This window comes from Nocardioides sp. SYSU D00065 (assembly GCF_017916425.1).
GTDB lineage: Bacteria > Actinomycetota > Actinomycetes > Propionibacteriales > Nocardioidaceae > Nocardioides.
The window spans coordinates 87932-105363 of sequence record NZ_JAFMSX010000002.1 but is presented as its reverse complement, the minus strand read 5'-3'; the positions used below and the strand labels follow the sequence as shown (position 1 = coordinate 105363).

Below are 17432 nucleotides of genomic sequence, written 5' to 3'. Positions count from 1 at the left end.
CCGTGGTGCGTGACGACCTCGGAGCCGACGTCCCCCTCGCCGGGGCGGCTCGGCGCGTGGTCTCGCTGGTCCCGTCGCTGACCGAGGCGCTGGCCGCCTCGGTCCCGGACCGGCTCGTCGGGGCGACCGACTGGTGCACCCACCCGCGGGACCTCGACGTGAGCCGGGTCCGGGGCACCAAGAACCCCGACCTCGCCGCGATCCGACGGCTGCGCCCCGACCTCGTCGTGGCCAACCAGGAGGAGAACCGCGAGCTCGACGTACGCCGCCTGCGCGAGGCCGGCGTGAGCGTCTGGGTGACCCGGATCGAGACGGTGCCGCAGTCGCTCGACTCGATGTCGCGCCTCTTCGCGGAGGGCCTCGGCATCATCGACCCGGGGTGGCTGGTCGAGGCACGCGTCCTGTGGTCACCGCCCGCCCCGCGGCGGCTGGCCGTGGCCGTGCCGATCTGGCGGGACCCGTGGATGGTCGTCGGGGCGCAGACCTACACCCACGACCTCCTCGCCCGCGCCGGCCTCGTCAACGTCCTCGGCGGCCGCGAGGGCCGCTACCCGGCCGTGCCCGTCGAGGAGATCGACGGCGCGGGCGCGGACCTCGTGCTGCTTCCGGACGAGCCCTACGTCTTCACCGCCGACGACGGCCCCGAGGCGTTCGCCACCACGCCCACCCGGCTCGTGTCGGGACGGCTGCTGACCTGGTACGGGCCGGCCATGGTCGAGGCGCACGCGATGCTCTCGGCGCTGGCTGGCTAACCTCCAGCCATGACGCGCGACCCGATCCGTGAAGCACACCGCCAGTGGGTGGCGCACGGCTGGGCGCAGGCCGCCGACGGCATGGCGATGGTGACCTCCGTCGTGCGCGCGCAGCAGCTGCTGATGGAGCGGATCGACGCCGTGCTCCGCCCGCGCGGGCTGACGTTCGCCCGCTACGAGGTGCTGCGGCTGTTGTCGTTCGCCCGCAGGTCGGCGATGCCGATGTCACGACTGGGCTCACTGCTGCAGGTGCACCCGACCAGCGTCACCAGTGCCGTCGACCGGCTCGTCGCCCAGGGGTACGTCGAGCGCGTACGCAGCGACGAGGACAAGCGGGTGGTGCGCGCGGTCCTCACCGATGCCGGGCGCGACGCGGTGGAGGAGGCGACCGCCGCGCTCAACGACGAGGTGTTCGCGGTGCCCGGGCTGCCCGGTGGCGAGGTGCGCGGGCTGACCGACCTGCTGACCGCGCTGCGCACCGGCCTCGGCGACCGGCTCTGAGCGCCCGCCTTCGCTGCCGCCCGCGCCCGCCCCGCGCCGCCCCGCCCCGCCCCGCGCCGCCCGTCCCGCCCCACGCCGCCGCGGCGGCTATCTAGGGACGTTCTGGTAGGTCCCGAGCCGGCCACACCCCCATTTCGTCCCTAGATAGCCAGGGTCGGGCCCGATAGTCGCGGGAAGTTAGTAGGAAGTCCTACTATCGCCACATGGCCGACCTCGCCCGTCCCGCTCTGCACGTCCCGTCGAACCCGGTGCGGCTCGTCACCGCCTCGAGCCTGTTCGACGGCCACGACGCCTCGATCAACATCATGCGGCGCATCCTGATGAGCCAGGGGTGCGAGGTGATCCACCTCGGGCACAACCGCTCGGTGCAGGAGGTCGTCGACGCCGCGCTGGAGGAGGACGTCCAGGGCGTCGCCGTCTCGTCCTACCAGGGCGGGCACGTGGAGTACTTCGAGTACCTCGTCGAGTCGCTGCGGGCGGCCGGGGCCGCTCACGTGCGGGTCGTTGGCGGCGGCGGCGGCGTGATCGTGCCCTCCGAGATCGCCCGCCTGCGCGAGTCGGGGGTCACCATCTTCTCCCCCGAGGACGGCCAGCGGATGGGCCTGGTCGGGATGATCAACTCCGTCGTCGCCGACTGCGACGTCGACCTGTGGGCCGACCGGCAGGTCACGGCCGAGCAGGTGCTCTCCGGCGACCGGTTCGCGGTCGCCCGCGCCATCACCGGAGCCGAGGGCGGCCGGCTCGACGAGGCGCTGCTCGCCGAGGTGCGGGCCGCCGCCGGACGCCGTGTCGTGCCCGTGCTGGGCATCACCGGCACCGGTGGCTCGGGCAAGTCCTCGCTCACCGACGAGGTCGTACGCCGCTTCCGCACCGACCAGCAGGACAAGCTGCGCATCGCGGTGGTCGCCGTCGACCCCACCCGGCGCAAGGGCGGCGGCGCGCTGCTCGGCGACCGGATCCGCGCCAACTCCCTCGACGGCGACCGGGTCTTCTTCCGCTCCCTGGCCACCCGGGGCGCGCACGAGGTGCCCGACCACCTCGCCGACGTCATCGACGTCCTCAAGGCCGCCGGCAACGACCTGGTGATCGTCGAGACCCCCGGCATCGGCCAGGGCGACGCCGGCATCGTGCCCCTCGTCGACCACTCGCTCTACGTCATGACGCCGGAGTTCGGCGCCGCCTCGCAGCTGGAGAAGATCGACATGCTCGACTTCGCCGACACGGTGGCGATCAACAAGTTCGAGCGGCGCGGCGCCAAGGACGCGCTGCGCGACGTCGGGCGCCAGCTGGTGCGCAACCGGGAGGCGTTCGGCAAGCAGCCGCACGACATGCCGGTGTTCGGCACCAGCGCGGCGACGTTCAACGACGACGGCGTCACCGCGCTCTACCAGCACCTACGCGGGGAGCTCGCCGCCGCCGGCCTGCCGGTGAGCCAGGGCACGCTGCCCGTGGTCGACGTACGCCACTCCTCCGGCATCCGGCAGGTCGTTCCCGCCGAGCGCGTGCGCTACCTCTCCGAGATCACCGAGACCGTGCGCGGCTACCACGAGCAGACCGAGCGGCTCGTCGAGGCCGCCCGCCGGCTGCAGCGCATCGAGGCCGTCGCCGCCGAGCTCGAGGACGACGCCGGCCTCCGGGCGCTCCTGGAGTCGGCCCGCAAGGACGTGCCGCAGGAGGTCGCCGACCAGATCGCGAGCTGGCCCGCGGTGGTGGAGTCCTACTCCGGCGACGAGCAGGTGGTGAAGGTGCGCGACAAGGAGATCACCACCCGCCTCACCCGCGAGTCCCTGAGCGGCAACAAGATCCCGCGCGTGGCCCTGCCGCGCTTCACTGACCACGGCGAGCTCGTCCGCTTCTGGCGCAACGAGAACCTGCCCGGCTACTTCCCCTTCACCGCCGGCGTCTTCCCGTTCAAGCGCGACAACGAGGACCCCGCGCGGATGTTCGCCGGCGAGGGCGACCCGGCGCGCACCAACCGCCGGTTCAAGATCCTCTCCGCGGGCCAGCCCGCGACCCGCCTCTCCACCGCGTTCGACTCCGTCACCCTCTACGGCCGCGACCCCGACCCACGGCCCGACGTCTACGGCAAGGTCGGCACCTCGGGCGTCTCCGTCGCGACGCTCGACGACATGAAGGCGCTGTACGACGGCTTCGACCTGGTCGCGCCCACGACCTCGGTCAGCATGACGATCAACGGGCCGGCGCCCACCGTGCTGGCGTTCTTCCTCAACACCGCCATCGACCAGCAGGTCGACGCCTTCCGCGAGCGGGAGGGCCGCGAGCCCGACGACGACGAGCGCGCCCAGCTGGCGGCGTACGCCCTCGCCAACGTCCGCGGCACCGTGCAGGCCGACATCCTCAAGGAGGACCAGGGCCAGAACACGTGCCTGTTCTCCACCGAGTTCAGCCTGCGGATGATGGCCGACATCCAGGAGTGGTTCATCGCCCACGGCGTGCGCAACTTCTACTCGGTGTCCATCTCCGGCTACCACATCGCCGAGGCCGGGGCGAACCCCATCAGCCAGCTCGCGTTCACGCTCGCCAACGGCTTCACCTACGTCGAGGCGTACCTCGCGCGCGGCATGGCGATCGACGACTTCGCGCCCAACCTGTCGTTCTTCTTCTCCAACGGCATGGACCCCGAGTACACCGTGCTCGGCCGGGTCGCGCGCCGCATCTGGGCGGTGACGATGCGGGAGAAGTACGGCGCCTCGGAGCGCTCGCAGAAGCTGAAGTACCACGTCCAGACCAGCGGTCGGTCGCTGCACGCGCAGGAGATGGACTTCAACGACATCCGCACCACGCTGCAGGCGCTCATCGCGATCTACGACAACGCCAACAGCCTGCACACCAACGCCTACGACGAGGCGGTCACGACCCCGACCGAGGACTCCGTGCGCCGCGCGCTGGCCATCCAGCTCATCATCAACCGCGAGTGGGGCCTGGCGATGAACGAGAACCCGCTCCAGGGCTCGTACATCGTCGACGACCTCACCGACCTGGTGGAGGCGGCCGTGCTGGAGGAGTTCGACCGGATCAACGAGCGCGGCGGCGTGCTGGGGGCGATGGAGACCGGCTACCAGCGGGGCCGGATCCAGGACGAGTCGATGCTCTACGAGCACCGCAAGCACGACGGCTCGCTGCCGATCATCGGCGTGAACACGTTCGTCAAGGAGTCGGCCGCCGACGCGCAGCCGCAGGAGATCGAGCTGGCGCGGGCGACCGAGGAGGAGAAGTCGTCGCAGCTCGAGCGGGTCCGGTCGTTCCAGGCGGCGCACGCCGCCGAGGCGCAGGAGGCGCTGGCCCGGCTCAAGGACGCAGCCGTCCTGGGCGAGAACGTCTTCGCGGTGCTCATGGACGCCGCCCGCGTCTGCTCGCTGCAGCAGGTGACCGAGGCGTTCTTCGAGGTGGGCGGGCAGTACCGGCGCAACGTCTGAGCCTGGCCCGGCGCCCTTGGTCCCACGCGCCCCGGCTTCATCACGGTACGTCGCTGGATGGGCACTTCCCTCGCGGAGTTCGCCTGAGGAAGTGCCTGTTCGCCGACATCCCTTGATGGACAGCCGGGGCCCGTCGAGCAGGCCCCACGCGCCTCAGCTTCATCACGGTACGTCGCTGAATGGGCACTTCCCTCGCCGAGTTCGCCCGGGGAAGTGCCTGTTCACCGACATCCCTTGATGGACAGGCGAGCGCCCCCAGGCCGAACCAGGAAAAGGCCGGCTCAGAGATGGATGGTGATGTCCGCGTCCTTGCGCAGCCCCGTCAGGAGCGTCCCGGCGGCCTGGCCGACCTCCTGCGCCCGCGCCTGCTCCTCGATCTGGTCACGAACGTCCTCGAAGGCGGGCAGCTCCTGGCCGCCCTGCGTCGCCTGCTGCTGCTTGGCCTGCGCGTAGATCTTGCGCAGGTCCTTCTCGGTCGGCTCGAACGGTCCGTTTTCGTCGGCGACGAGCTCCTCGACCATCACCTGGGTCTGGACCTGCGAGCGCGCCTGCTCCTCGGTGACGCCCTGCTGGGCGATCGCCTCGAGGAAGGCGTCCGCAGACTCCATCCCGTTCTGCTGGGCCAGCGCGTCGAGCTCGGCGTCGACGTCCTCGTCGCTGACCTCGATGCCGCGCGAGTCCGCCTCCTGGGTGAGCAGCTCGGTGTCGACGAGGTTGTCGACGGTCTGCTTCTGCAGCGCCTCCTCGTCGGGCTCGGCGCCGCCCATCTCGGCCTGCGAGGCGGCCTGCTCGAGCTGCGCCTCGTAGAGCGGGGCGAACTCGTCCTTGGTCACCGCCTCGCCGTTGACCTCGGCGACGACGTCCGGGATGCCGGTGAGGTCAGAGCCGGCGGCGTCGGCCTGCGACGACTCGCTCTTCGCGGGCGCGTCGTCGGCGCTGCCGGAGTCGCCGCCGCCTCCGCAGGCCGAGAGGGTGAGCAGGGCGGCGGTCGCGAGGACGAGAGCGGTGCGGGTGCGGTGGGTACGTGTCGTGGTCATCCTCATCGACGGTACGCACCGAACCTGAGCGCCATCCTCAGGATCTGCCCGGAGCGCGGATCAGAGCGAGTCCGGCACCTGCAGGGCGTCGGGGTCCTGGCGCACGGGCAGCTGCGCCAGTGCCGTACGCACGAGGGTGACGCGGGCGGCCACGGCGACCTTCTGCCGCAACCGGCCCACCCCGCTCTCGCCCAGGGTCTCCTCCACGGCCGTGGCGATCTGCTGGTCGCTGAACGTCGGCCGCGTGCCGGCCGGCACCTCGACGTCGGGCAGCGCCAGGAGCACGGGCAGCACCTGGCCGCCGACCGCCTCGAGCAGGTGGTAGCGCTCGATCTTGCTCATCGCCTCCCACGCCGCCTCGCCCTTCGCGCGGCGGCCGACCCTGCCGGCCGCCACCACCTTGGCGGCGGCGGTCACGGCGAGGGTCAGCTCGTGCTCGGTGAAACGCATGCGTTCAGCATGCCCGACGCGGCTCAGGCCGCCGTGACGGCTCCCGCGAGGAGGGTGCGCAGCTCGTCGAGGATGCGGCTCAGCACCCGGGACACCTGCGCCTGGGTGAGCCCGACGTCCTCGGCGATCTCCTGCTGCGTGCGCTCCTCGTAGAAGCGCAGCTGCACGATGCGCCGGTCCCGTTCGGACAGCATCCGGATGACGGGCTCGAGGACGATCCGAGCCTCGGCAGCCCGCATCGACCGGTCGTCGTAGCCGATCAGGTCGCCCAGCGACGACGTGCCGTCGCCGATGTTCGCGTCGAGCGAGGTGGGCGTGAAGCACCCGTCGGCCGCCAGAGCCTCGACGACGTCGTCCAGCTCCTCCCCGAGGTGGGCGGCGACCTCGGTCGGGCGCGGCGAGCGGCCGAGCTGCGACTCGAGCTCCTCCTGGGCGTTGGCGATGCGGGCCTGGAGGTCCTGCACGCGCCGAGGGGGTCGGATCATCCAGCCGGAGTCGCGGAAGTGGCGGCGCAGCTCCCCGCGCACGGTCGGCACGGCGAAGGACAGGAAGTCATGACCTGCGTCGGGGTCGAAGCGTTGGGCGGCCTTCGTGAGACCGAGGAGCGCGACCTGCTCGAGGTCGGCGAGGTCGATGCCTCGGTTGCGGTAGCGGGCCGCCATCGACCGGGCGACCCCGGCGTTGGTCTCGATGAGCCGGTCGGTGAGGGCTCGGCGCCTCAGGGTGCCGGGTTCGGCGTCGCGCAGGTCGGCGACGATCGCGCCGGTGCGACGGGAGCGCTCCTTGCCGTCGGCAGGGGGCACAGCGTGGGTGAGGACGGGTTGGTCGGGGACGATCGACACGGTGACCACGTGATCGCTTCCTTCCGAGTGGGGGGTGGCGCTCGCCGTGGTCTCCAGCAAGTCGACTTTCCCAATGTGCCACGAACTCGGCAGGAGTCAACAGCCGCAAAGCGAAGCGGCACCTCCCTCAGGAGGTGACACGAGACAAAGTTTGTCCAGGGTTCTCGTCGAAGACACGCCGGTACTCGGCCGCCAGGCGGCCTGGGTTGAAGAAGCCGAAGCGCGCCGCAGCGTCGCTGACGGACGGCGACGAGCCGTCGCGCAGCGCCTGCCGGACGAGGTCGAGGCGCACGCGTCGCAGGTACGCCATGGGGGTGCAGGCCAGGTGCCGCCGGAAGGCGTACTGCAGTGCTCGCGGGCTGACCCGGCACTCGCGCGCGAGCGCGGCCAGCGTCAGGTCCTCGTGGGCGCGTGCCTCGATGATGCGCTGCGCCCGTCGCACGGTGGACGGACTGGCGTCGCGGGAGTCGCGGCGCCACTCGGCGGGGCGCTGGTCGCGCAGGACGTTGTTGGGGAACGTGTCCAGCAGCGTGTGCCCGAGCAGGCGCGAGGCCGCCGAGCGGGCGAGCGGCGCCTCGGCGCCCGGGAAGCTCGCGCCCAGCTGGTCGACGGTGGCCCGCCACCGCGCTCCCGCGGCCGGCGAGCGGGGAACGTAGGAGTCGAAGGAGATGTGCTCCCACGGGTGGTCGGGGGCGACGTCCGCGACGGCCGCCATCACCACCTGCGCCGTGATGCTGGTGTTGCGCACCGCGTAGCCGTCGCCTCGGCCGGCGAAGGGCATGTCCCACCCGGCGGCAAGGACCGTGGCGCCGTCGTGCCCGCGGTCGGTCACCCCGGCGCGCTCGTACTCGATGGAGCCGCTGAGGACGTCGACGACCACGAGGAACGGCATGGCGTCGGAGTCGAAGCCGACCGGGGCGTCGAACCTGAGGTGGTCGATGGCGACGTCGCCGTGGTCGGCACGGCTGTGCCGCACCGTGCCCATCCTCCCGCTCAGGCGCAGCGGGGTCCCGTAGGCGGCGTCGAGCCAGTCACGCGCAGCATCGCCGACCCCCTCGAAGTCGAAGGCGTCGGGCGAACCGCGCCGAGCACGGGTTTGCGGCACAGCGCACCTGCCGGAGGTGAGTACGGTGACCCGTTGGCTGGAGCCGAGTCGACGATAGCCCACATCGGCACGATCCACCCCCACGGGTGGATCCGGGCAAGGTCTGTAGAGTCCTGTGCCATCCACCGCAAGCCGCCCTGTGTCCGCGGACTCGCGTCATTGAGAGGTGACGGATGTCTGGGACACCCATGTCTTCACGCGGCTCCGCGTCGAGCGCCGAGTCACTGCGTGACCAGATCGCGCAGCTGCAGGAGGCGCTGCCGTCGCAACGCGACATCGGGATCGCCATCGGCCTGATCTCGGCGCGGTTCGGCTGCAGCACCGACCAGGCCTGGCGGCTGCTCCTGCGCGTCTCCCACAACAGCAACACCAAGGTGCGCACGGTCGCTCGCGTGCTCGTCGCCACCCATGACGGGTCCGCCGACGCTGCCGAGCTCGGCCTCCTCGACGTCCTCCGCGAGCACCTGCCCGCATCCGGGTGGCCGACGCGGCCGGAGACGGAGGAGGATGCCGCTCCATGAGCATCGACGACGCCGCCCTCGCCGAGAGCCTGCGCCGGCTCGCAGCCTCCGGCAACCACTCCACCGTCGTCGAGGCCCTCCGGCAGGTCGTGACCGCCTGCGTCGACCTCTTCGGGGTCAGCGGCGCAGGCCTGCTCGTCGCCGAGGACCAGGACATGCTGCGCTACGTCGTGGCCAGTGACGACGTCGGCCGGGCACTGGAGACGGCGGAGGCGGCGACCGGCCAGGGGCCCTGCACCGAGGCGTTCGTCGACTCACGGGTGGTCACGACCAGCGACCTGCGCGCCGACGCCGAGCGCTGGCCGGAGCTGGCTCGCGCCGTCGCCGCGCAGCCCGTACGCGCCGTGCTGGGCGTGCCGGTCCGGCTCGGCGGCATCCCGGTCGGCACCCTGGACGTCTATCGCGACCACCGCCACGACTGGGACGACAGCGAGTGCGCGGCCCTGGCCCGCTACGCGGAGGTCATCGCCACGACCATGGCCGCTGCACTGCAGGCCCACACGGCCGGCGAGCTCGCGCGCCAGCTCCAGTACGCGCTGGACTACCGCGTCGTCATCGAGCGTGCCGTGGGGTTCTTGATGTCCCGGGACTCCACCGACGCCGTGGCCGCCTTCAACGCCCTGCGGGCGGCGGCTCGCAGCCGCCGGACGAAGATCGGCGAGGTCGCCCAGGGCGTCCTGGACGACGGGCACCTGACTGCCTGACGACGTCAGTCGTCGCTGTCCTGCCCGGAGCGCTCGTGAGGGATGGAACGCGTCTCCACGATCTCCGCGGCCACGTCGCGCAGCTTGACGTTCGTGGTCGAGGAGAGCCGGCGCAGCAGCTCGAAGCTCTGGTGCCGGTCGATCCCGTAGCGCTCCATCGCGATGCCCTGTGCCATGCCGATCACGTGCCGCGAGCTCACCGCGGCCTGCAGGGTGCTCGCCCGGCGCACCGACGACAGGGCCGCGCCGGCGAGCACGGCGTACGCCACGACCACGTCGACGACGTCGCGCTCCGCGAAGCCGCCCGACGTGCCGCTGTAGAGGGTGAGCGCCCCCAGCGGCTCGTCGTTCTCGGCGACGGCCACCGCGAGCAACGACCGGAGCCCGAGCTCGTCGGCCGGGCCGCGCCAGACCGGCCAGCGGGAGTCGGCGCGAATGTCGCCGCTGCGCAGCCAGCCGGCGTCGGCGACGCTCAGGCACGGCCCCTCACCCAGGACGTGCTGGAGGGCGTCGGCCTCCTCGGCCACCGGATCGCTGCTCGCCAGGGTCCGGTGGCCTCGCGAGGTGCGCACGGTGAGGCTCACCCAGTCCGCCTCGGGAACCAGGTCGTGCACTCTCGTGACGATCGAGCGCGTGGCCAGGGTCTCGTCCGGTTGGCGCTGCAGCTGGGCGGACAGGGCCGCGAACACGGCCAGGGAGTCGTGCGACGACATGCACATCCTCGGGGACAACGCACTGAGACCCGTGTTCTGGAGCCGGGACAAAAGTTATCCAACCGACCTCCCGAGGTTCAACGCGACACCACCACGCGGTCGATCCGGCCTCGGCGCGCATGCGCGGGCGGATCCGGGGTACTACGGGCCGTGACCTCCGACGCGATCACCAGTGTGCCCCCTGCCCTGCCACTGCCCCGTCGGCGCAGCGCGGGACCCGTCATCGCCTCCGTCCCCGCGAACCACGTCTACGTGCGCCACCTGTCCCCGGAGACCGGCGCTGGCCCGCACCGCCTGCCCGACCCCGACCCCGGCGGCGGCGCGGCGGCCACCCAGCGGTGGTGGCCGCCGGTGATGCTGGACCCGGACTGGGTGGCGGCGAACGACTTCGACGTCTTCCACGTGCACTTCGGGTTCGACTCCCGCAGCGTCGCCGACCTCGAGGCCCTCGTCGAGGCGCTGCGCCGCAAGGGCACGCCGCTGGTCTTCACCGTCCACGACCTGCGCAACCCGCACCACCCCGACCGCGAGGCCCACGACCGCCAGCTCGACGTCCTCGTGCCCGCCGCCGATGCGCTCATCACGCTGACCCGCGGCGCCGCCGCGGAGATCCGCGAGCGGTGGGGTCGCGAGGCGCTCGTGCTGCCGCACCCGCACGTCGTGCCGTTGGACCTGATGCGCCGTGTGTCCTCCATGCGCGACGTACGACGCCGCGGATCGCGAGCGCGCGAGTTCCGCGTCGGCATGCACGTCAAGAGCCTGCGCGCCGGCATGCACCCCCACCCGCTGCTTCCCATCCTGGTCGACACTGTCCGCGAGCTGCCCGGAGCGGTGCTCCAGGTCAACGGCCACCGCGACGTGCTCCTCCCCGACGGCGCGAGGTACGACGCCGCGCTCGCCGAGGCGCTGCGCGAGCACGCGAGGCGGGGCGAGGTCGACCTCCGGATCCACGACTACCTCGACGACGACGGCCTCTGGGCCTACCTGTCCTCGCTCGACGTGTCGGTGCTGCCGTACCGCTTCGGCACGCACAGCGGCTGGCTCGAGGCCTGCCGAGACCTGGGTACGGCGGTCATCGCCCCCTCGTGCGGCTACTTCGCCGACCAGGCGCCGGTCCTTGGCTACCGCCACGACGAGCAGGGCTTCGACGCCGACAGCCTCGCGGCGGCCGTCCGCGCGGCCCACGCCGGCCAGGTCGCGCCCGGCCCGAGCGTGGAGGACCGACGGCGCCAGCGCGCCGCCGTCGCGGCCGCGCACGCCCGCCTCTACGCCTCCCTCCTCGGAGGCGGGCGGTGAGGGTCTGCCTCATCGCCTCGAGCCGCTTCCCCATCCGTGAGCCCTTCGCCGGCGGCCTGGAGTCGATGACGGGGACGATGGCGCGTGGACTGGCCGAGCGCGGGCACGAGGTGACCCTGTTCGCCGGGCCCGGGTCGGACACGTCCCTGCCGGTGCGGCTCCTGCCGCTCGCCAGCCTCGACCCCAGTCCGGCCGCGATGGAGGACCGCTTCGCCCCCGGCCCCGGGTGGCTGGCCGAGCACCACGCCTACCTCGACCTGATGCTGTCGCTGGCGCGGAGTGGACCCGAGGACTACGACGTCGTCCACAACAACAGCCTGCACCACCTCCCGGTCGCGATGGCGCCCGCCGTCGAGGTGCCGATGCTGACCACGCTGCACACGCCGCCGCTGCCGATGCTCGAGTCGGCGCTCGCGCTCTGCCCCGAGCCGCCGCGCTTCGTCTCGGTCAGCGAGTGGACCTCGCGCGCCTGGCGCCACGTCGTCGACAGCGACGTCGTCCTCAACGGGCTGGACCTGCGCCAGTGGCCCGTCGGCGACGGCGGCGGCCCGGCGGTCTGGTCGGGACGCATCGTGGAGGAGAAGGCACCGCACCTGGCCATCGACGCCTGTCGTGCCGCGGGCGTACCCCTCGTGCTGGCCGGACCGGTCCAGGACCCGTCGTACCACGCCCGCGAGGTCGTCCCGCGCCTCGGCGACGGAGCGCGCTACGTCGGACACCTGGCCGGGTCGGAGCTGTCGGCGCTGCTGCGCGCGGCGTCCGTGGCGGTGGTGACGCCCATGTGGGACGAGCCCTACGGCCTGGTCGCCGCCGAGGCGATGGCCAGCGGCACGCCGGTCGCGACCTTCGCGCGCGGCGGGCTGAGCCAGGTGGTGGCGCCGCAGGCCGGCGTGCTGACGCCTCCCGGTGACGTCGAGGCGCTGGCGGCCGCCGTCCTCACCGCAGCAACCTTCGACCGCGGCGAGGTGCGGGCCCACGCCGAGGCGACGTGCAGCGCCGACGCCATGGTCGAGGGCTACCTCCGCCTCTACGACGAGATCGGCCGGCGGGACGACGCGGCATGACGGGCGTGGCATGACGGGCGTGGCATGACGGGCGCGGCATGACCGGCGTGGTCGGCTACTACGTCCACCACGTCGGCAGCGGGCACCGACACCGCGCCCACGTGCTCGCCGAGCGCCTGGCGAGCGAGGGCGTCTCGGTCACCGGGCTGTCGTCCCTGCCCCGGCCCGCGGGGTGGGCCGGGGACTGGGTCCGACTGCCGCGCGACGACGACGGGTCGCCGCGCGAGGTGACGGCCCGCGGTCACCTGCACTGGGCCCCCCTCCTGCACGACGGGACACGCGCCCGGGCGGCCGCGATCTCCGCCTGGATCGACGCGGCGCGGCCCGACCTGGTCGTGGTCGACGTGTCGGTCGAGGTGCTGCTGCTCACCCGCCTCCACGGGATCCCGGCCGTGGCGGTCGTGCTGCCGGGCCGGCGCGACGACGCCGTCCACCGGTTGGGCCTCGGGGTCGCGGAGGCGCTGGTGGGGTTCTGGCCCGAGGCGGCGACCGGCATGACGCCGGGGCTTCCTGACGAGATCCGCAGCCGGCTCGTCCCGGTCGGTGCGCTCTCGCGCCACCCCGTGCTGCAGTTGCGTGCCGAGCGGGCCGGCGGCGAGCGGCGTACGGTCGTGCTCATGCTCGGCTCGGGCGGACACGACATCTCGGCCGCCGACGTGGCCGCCGCCCGCGCGGCCACACCGGACTGGCGCTGGCGCATCCTCGGCGCCGACCGCAGCACGTGGGTCGAGGACCCGTCGTCGGTCCTGGCCGACGCCGATGTCGTCGTCACCCACGCCGGCCAGAACGCCCTCGCCGAGACCGCGGCCGCCCGGCGCCCGGCCGTCGTCCTGCCCCAGGACCGTCCGCACCTCGAGCAGCTCACCACCGCCGAGGAGCTCGCCACCGGCTGGCCCGCCGTGGTCTGCCGGACGTGGCCCGGGCAGGAGTGGTCGCAGGTCCTGGAGCGCGCCTCCTCCCTCGACCCCGACGGATGGACCGCGTGGTGCGACGGCCGCGCCGCCGACCGGTTCGCCGACGTCGTCCTGGAGACCCGCAGACGCACGCGGGGCGGTGCAAGATGACCCACGTCGCCGTCGTCAGCATCGCCCACGGCCGCCACGACCACCTTGCGGCGCAGCACCGCTCCCTCGCACGCGGGACCGCGCTCCCCGACCGCTACCTCGTGGTCGCCATGGACGACGCCGAGATCCGCGAGCAGCGGGTCGGCGCCCTCGAGCGCACCGTCGTGTCCGTGGAGCGAGCACCCGGCGGGGCGCTGCCGCTCGCCGCCGCCCGCAACCTCGGCGTCCGCACGGCCATCGACGACGGCGCCGACGTCGTCGTGCTGCTCGACGTCGACTGCCTCGCCGGCGCCGAGCTGGTGTCGTCGTACGCCGAGGTCGTGGCCGCACGTCCCGAGCGGATCTGGTCGGGACCGGTCACCTACCTGCCCCCGCCGCCGCCGAGCGGCTACCCCGAGGACCCGTGGGCCCTGGCGGACTGGGACGACCCGCACCCGGCACGTCCGTGCCCAGCCCCGGGCGAGCTGGTGCTCGACGCCGACCCCGACCTGTTCTGGTCCCTGTCCTTCGCCGTGGACCGGGACGCCTGGGGGCGCATCGGCGGCTTCTGCGAGGACTACGTCGGCTACGGCGGCGAGGACACCGACCTCGCCCGCACGGCGCTCGCCGCGGGGGTCGGGCTGGGCTGGGTCGGTGGCGCCCGCGCCTACCACCAGCACCACGCCGTCAGCAGCCCGCCGGTCGAGCACCTCGACGACATCCTGCGCAACGGCCGACTGTTCCGCGACCGATGGGGGCACTGGCCCATGAGCGGATGGCTGGAGGCGTTCGAGGCACGGGGCCTGGTCCGCCGCCGGCAGGACGCACAGGGGGACGACTGGGTCCGGTGCGTCCCGCCCGACACGACACCGAAGGAGACAGCATGAGCACGACGAGTCGAACGATCGCCGCCAGCCCCGAGCGGGTGTGGGAGGTCCTGTCCGACGGCTGGCTCTACCCGCTCTTCGTCGTCGGCGCGTCACGGATGCGCGACGTCGACGAGGCGTGGCCGGCCGTCGGGTCCATGCTCCACCACAGCGTCGGCACCTGGCCGCTGCTCATCGACGACACCACCGAGGTGCTTGAGATGGAGGAGCGGCGCCGCCTGCTGCTGCTGGCCCGCGGCTGGCCGGCCGGGCAGGCGCACGTCGACATCTCCCTGCGGCCCGAGGGCGACTCGACCGTCGTGACCATCACCGAGGACGCCACGGCCGGGCCGGGCACGCTGGTGCCCAAGCCGCTGCGAGACGTGCAGCTGCACGCCCGCAACGTGGAAACGCTGCGGCGCCTGGCCTTCGTGGTGGAGGGCCGGACGAAGTGACCGCCCGGGCCGGAGGAACCTACGACGCAGTGGTCGTGGGCGCAGGCCCCAACGGCCTGGTCGGCGCCAACCTCCTCGCCGACGCCGGGTGGGACGTGCTCCTGCTCGAGGCCCAGCCCACGCCGGGCGGGGCGGTCCGCAGCGACCGCGAGGTGCACCCCGACTTCGTGCACGACACCTTCAGCGCGTTCTACCCCCTGGCGCTCGCCTCCCGGACGATCGCGTCGCTGCGCCTGGAGGAGCACGGACTGGCCTGGGAGCACGCCCCCGCAGTGCTCGGGCACCCGTTCGGCGACGGTCAGTGGGCGCTGCTGCACCGCGACCGACACGACACCGCCGCGGGACTCGATGCGCTCCAGCCCGGCGACGGCGACGTCTGGCTCGAGCTGTGCCGCACCTGGGACCGCATCGGCCCCGCCATGGTCGACGCGCTCATCTCACCCTTCCCCCCGGTGCGCGCCGGTGCCCGCCTGCTGCCCGCGCTGGCCCGAGCGGGGGGCCTCGACACCGTCCGGCGGCTGGCCACACCCGTGGCCTCGCTCGGTCGTGAGCTCTTCGAGGGGCCGGCCGCCGCGCTGCTCCTGGCGGGCAACGCCGGGCACGCCGACTTCCCGCTCGCCTCGCCGGGCTCCGGTGTCTTCGGCGTGCTGATGACCATGCTCGGCCAGAGCGTCGGCTTCCCGGTCCCGCGCGGAGGCGCCCAGTCCCTCACCGACGCCCTGGTCCGCCGCTTCACCAGCCTGGGTGGCCGGCTGGAGACGAACGCGGAGGTCACGGCCATCGACGTGCGCGACGGGCGCGTGCGCGGCGTACGCACCCGCGACGGCGACGCGTACGCCGCCCGCGCGGTGCTGGCCGACGTCTCCGCCACGCACCTCTTCGGCGGGCTGGTGCCGGAGGAGGAGCTGCCGCCGCGCCTCGTGCGCGGGATGCGCGACTTCGAGCTCGACCCGGGGACCGTCAAGGTGGACTGGGCGCTGTCTGGCCCCATCCCGTGGACCAACCGCCCCGCCAAGGTGCCCGGCACCGTGCACGTCGCCGCGTCGGTGGAGGAGATGACCCAGACGCTGGCTCAGGTGTCGTCGGGCGTGGTGCCGGACCGGCCGTTCCTCCTGACCGGCCAGATGACCGCCAGCGACCCGACCCGCTCCCCCGCGGGCACCGAGTCCTTCTGGGCCTACACGCACGTGCCCCAGCCGGGCATGACCCGTCGCGACGCGGGACCCGACGGCATCACCGGCCGGTGGGACCACGACGAGAGCGAGCGGTTCGCCGACCGGATGCAGGCCAGGATCGAGGCGGTGGCGCCCGGCTTCGGCGACCTCGTGCAGGCCCGGCGGGTGCTGGGTCCGCACGAGCTCGAGGAGCGCAACGCCAACCTGATCGGCGGCGCGGTCAACGGGGGTACCTCCCAGCTGCACCAGGAGCTCGTCTTCCGCCCGGTGCCGGCCATGCGAGGGCGGGCCGCCACCGGGGTCCCGGGGCTGTTCCTCGCCTCGGCATCGGCGCACCCGGGGGGCGGCGTGCACGGGGCTGCAGGCGCCAACGCCGCGCGCGCGGCGATCTGGCAGGATCGCACCGCCCGGCTGCGCCCGTCCCGCCTGACCGGTCTGACCGGCCTGCGACGAGGAGCCGCCCCGTGACCGTGACCGAACGCATCGACTTCGGTTCCCTGACCATCGCCTTCGACGACCGGGTCCTGCGACCGCGGGAGTGGACCGCGGCCCAGTCGCGGTGGGCTGCCGACCTGATCGCCACCGCGGCGGACGGGCCGGTCCTCGAGCTGTGCGCCGGCGCGGGCCACATCGGCCTGCTCGCGGTGGCGGCCTCCGAGCGCCGGCTCGTGTGCGTCGACGCCAGCGCCGTCGCGTGCGACTACGCCCGCGCCAACGCTCAAGCGGCCGGGATGGCCGAGCGGGTCGAGGTCCGCGAGTCCCGGTTGGAGGAGGCCCTGCGCCCCGACGAGCAGTTCCCGGTCGTCATCGCCGACCCGCCGTGGGTGCCCCGAGAGGAGACCGGCCGCTATCCCGAGGACCCGCTCACCGCCATCGACGGCGGGGACGACGGGCTCGACGTGGCGCGAGCCTGTCTGGCCGTCATCGCCGACCATCTGTCGCCCGGCGGCTCGGCGGTGCTGCAGGTCGGCACCCGCGAGCAGACCGACGTGCTCCGGGCCGAGCCGTGCTTCGCGGACGGTCGGCTCGCCATGATCGAGGTGCGCCAGGAGGCGCGCGGCGTGCTGGCCCGGATCGACCGGGTGGGCTGACGGGGTCCTTCCTGCGTCTCGCCGTGTCGTCGTGCGGCGGGGGCGGCGTACGGCTGACGGGTCCGCGGTCCGGCGGACGGCTCGGCGGGTCGGGGAGCGGTGAGTCAGCCACATCCGCCGCCCGCGCGATGTGGCTCAGCCACCGCCCCGGGAGCGCACCCCCGTACGACCCCCGCCAGCGGTGCGCCAGCCACATCCACCGCCCGCACCATGTGGCTCAGCCACCGCCCCGGGAGCGCACCGCCGTACGACCCCCGCCAGCGGTGCGCCAGCCACATCCACCGCCCGCACCATGTGGCTCAGCCACCGCCCAGGGAGCGCACCGCCGTACGACCCCCAGCGGTGCGCCAGCCACATCCACCGCCCGCACCATGTGGCTC

17 protein-coding genes are annotated in these 17432 nt (G+C 73.3%); 12 read left to right on the top strand and 5 right to left on the bottom strand.

Features of this window, described 5'->3' with window-relative positions; genetic code table 11:
* Positions 1–5: 5 nt before the first annotated feature.
* The 3 genes from J3P41_RS08565 to icmF all read left to right on the top strand — a co-directional run bounded on the left by J3P41_RS08565 (position 6) and on the right by icmF (position 4690).
* Positions 6–752, top strand: coding sequence for a helical backbone metal receptor (locus tag J3P41_RS08565; protein ID WP_210650802.1), 747 nt, complete (start codon positions 6–8; stop codon positions 750–752).
* A gap of 9 nt (positions 753–761) precedes the next feature.
* A complete protein-coding gene (locus J3P41_RS08560) occupies positions 762–1253 on the top strand; it encodes a MarR family winged helix-turn-helix transcriptional regulator (RefSeq protein WP_210649909.1) in 492 nt (163 codons plus the stop codon).
* A 203-nt stretch (positions 1254–1456) separates the two neighbouring features.
* A complete protein-coding gene (gene icmF, locus J3P41_RS08555) occupies positions 1457–4690 on the top strand; it encodes a fused isobutyryl-CoA mutase/GTPase IcmF (protein WP_210649908.1) in 3234 nt (1077 codons plus the stop codon).
* A 281-nt stretch (positions 4691–4971) separates the two neighbouring features.
* Here the strand turns inward: icmF and J3P41_RS08550 are convergent, their stop codons facing one another.
* From J3P41_RS08550 to J3P41_RS19260, 4 genes are all read right to left on the bottom strand, one after another.
* The gene (locus J3P41_RS08550; RefSeq protein ID WP_210649907.1) at positions 4972–5727 is read right to left on the bottom strand and encodes a SurA N-terminal domain-containing protein; all 756 of its coding nucleotides are present in this window, start codon (positions 5725–5727) and stop codon (positions 4972–4974) included.
* Between the two features lie 60 nt (positions 5728–5787).
* Positions 5788–6177, bottom strand: coding sequence for a hypothetical protein (locus tag J3P41_RS08545; protein ID WP_210649906.1), 390 nt, complete (start codon positions 6175–6177; stop codon positions 5788–5790).
* A 23-nt stretch (positions 6178–6200) separates the two neighbouring features.
* On the bottom strand, positions 6201–7028 hold the full coding sequence (locus J3P41_RS08540) for a sigma-70 family RNA polymerase sigma factor (RefSeq protein WP_210649905.1): 828 nt from the start codon (positions 7026–7028) through the stop codon (positions 6201–6203).
* Positions 7029–7146: 118 nt separating this feature from the next.
* Positions 7147–8124: an AraC family transcriptional regulator gene (locus J3P41_RS19260; protein WP_210649904.1), complete on the bottom strand. Its 978-nt coding sequence runs from the start codon at positions 8122–8124 to the stop codon at positions 7147–7149.
* Between the two features lie 188 nt (positions 8125–8312).
* Between J3P41_RS19260 and J3P41_RS08530 the strand changes: the two genes are divergently transcribed.
* Positions 8313–8645, top strand: coding sequence for an ANTAR domain-containing protein (locus J3P41_RS08530; RefSeq protein WP_210649903.1), 333 nt, complete (start codon positions 8313–8315; stop codon positions 8643–8645).
* A complete protein-coding gene (locus J3P41_RS08525; RefSeq protein ID WP_210649902.1) occupies positions 8642–9349 on the top strand; it encodes a GAF domain-containing protein in 708 nt (235 codons plus the stop codon). The genes J3P41_RS08530 and J3P41_RS08525 overlap by 4 nt, the downstream gene beginning before the upstream one ends.
* A 5-nt stretch (positions 9350–9354) precedes the next feature.
* Here the strand turns inward: J3P41_RS08525 and J3P41_RS08520 are convergent, their stop codons facing one another.
* Positions 9355–10062 (bottom strand): GAF and ANTAR domain-containing protein, encoded by a 708-nt coding sequence (locus tag J3P41_RS08520; RefSeq protein WP_210649901.1) that lies wholly within the window; start codon positions 10060–10062, stop codon positions 9355–9357.
* 150 nt (positions 10063–10212) lie between these two features.
* Here J3P41_RS08520 and J3P41_RS08515 point away from each other — a divergent pair, with 150 nt between their 5' ends.
* From J3P41_RS08515 to J3P41_RS08485, 7 genes are read left to right on the top strand one after another with little or no spacing between them, the layout of a single operon-like run.
* Positions 10213–11358, top strand: coding sequence for a glycosyltransferase (locus tag J3P41_RS08515; RefSeq protein ID WP_307861898.1), 1146 nt, complete (start codon positions 10213–10215; stop codon positions 11356–11358).
* Positions 11355–12422: a glycosyltransferase gene (locus J3P41_RS08510; protein ID WP_210649900.1), complete on the top strand. Its 1068-nt coding sequence runs from the start codon at positions 11355–11357 to the stop codon at positions 12420–12422. The genes J3P41_RS08515 and J3P41_RS08510 overlap by 4 nt, the downstream gene beginning before the upstream one ends.
* Positions 12423–12460: 38 nt before the next feature.
* Positions 12461–13486 carry a glycosyltransferase gene (locus J3P41_RS08505; protein WP_210649899.1) on the top strand — a complete coding sequence of 342 codons (1026 nt, stop codon included), beginning with the start codon at positions 12461–12463 and terminating at the stop codon, positions 13484–13486.
* Positions 13483–14352: a glycosyltransferase family 2 protein gene (locus J3P41_RS08500; RefSeq protein WP_210649898.1), complete on the top strand. Its 870-nt coding sequence runs from the start codon at positions 13483–13485 to the stop codon at positions 14350–14352. Before J3P41_RS08505 ends, J3P41_RS08500 begins: the two co-directional genes overlap by 4 nt.
* Positions 14349–14786 (top strand): SRPBCC family protein, encoded by a 438-nt coding sequence (locus tag J3P41_RS08495; protein ID WP_210649897.1) that lies wholly within the window; start codon positions 14349–14351, stop codon positions 14784–14786. The genes J3P41_RS08500 and J3P41_RS08495 overlap by 4 nt, the downstream gene beginning before the upstream one ends.
* The gene (locus J3P41_RS08490) at positions 14783–16429 is read left to right on the top strand and encodes an NAD(P)/FAD-dependent oxidoreductase (RefSeq protein ID WP_210649896.1); all 1647 of its coding nucleotides are present in this window, start codon (positions 14783–14785) and stop codon (positions 16427–16429) included. Before J3P41_RS08495 ends, J3P41_RS08490 begins: the two co-directional genes overlap by 4 nt.
* Positions 16426–17052 (top strand): class I SAM-dependent methyltransferase, encoded by a 627-nt coding sequence (locus tag J3P41_RS08485; protein WP_307861897.1) that lies wholly within the window; start codon positions 16426–16428, stop codon positions 17050–17052. The genes J3P41_RS08490 and J3P41_RS08485 overlap by 4 nt, the downstream gene beginning before the upstream one ends.
* Positions 17053–17432: the final 380 nt, after the last annotated feature.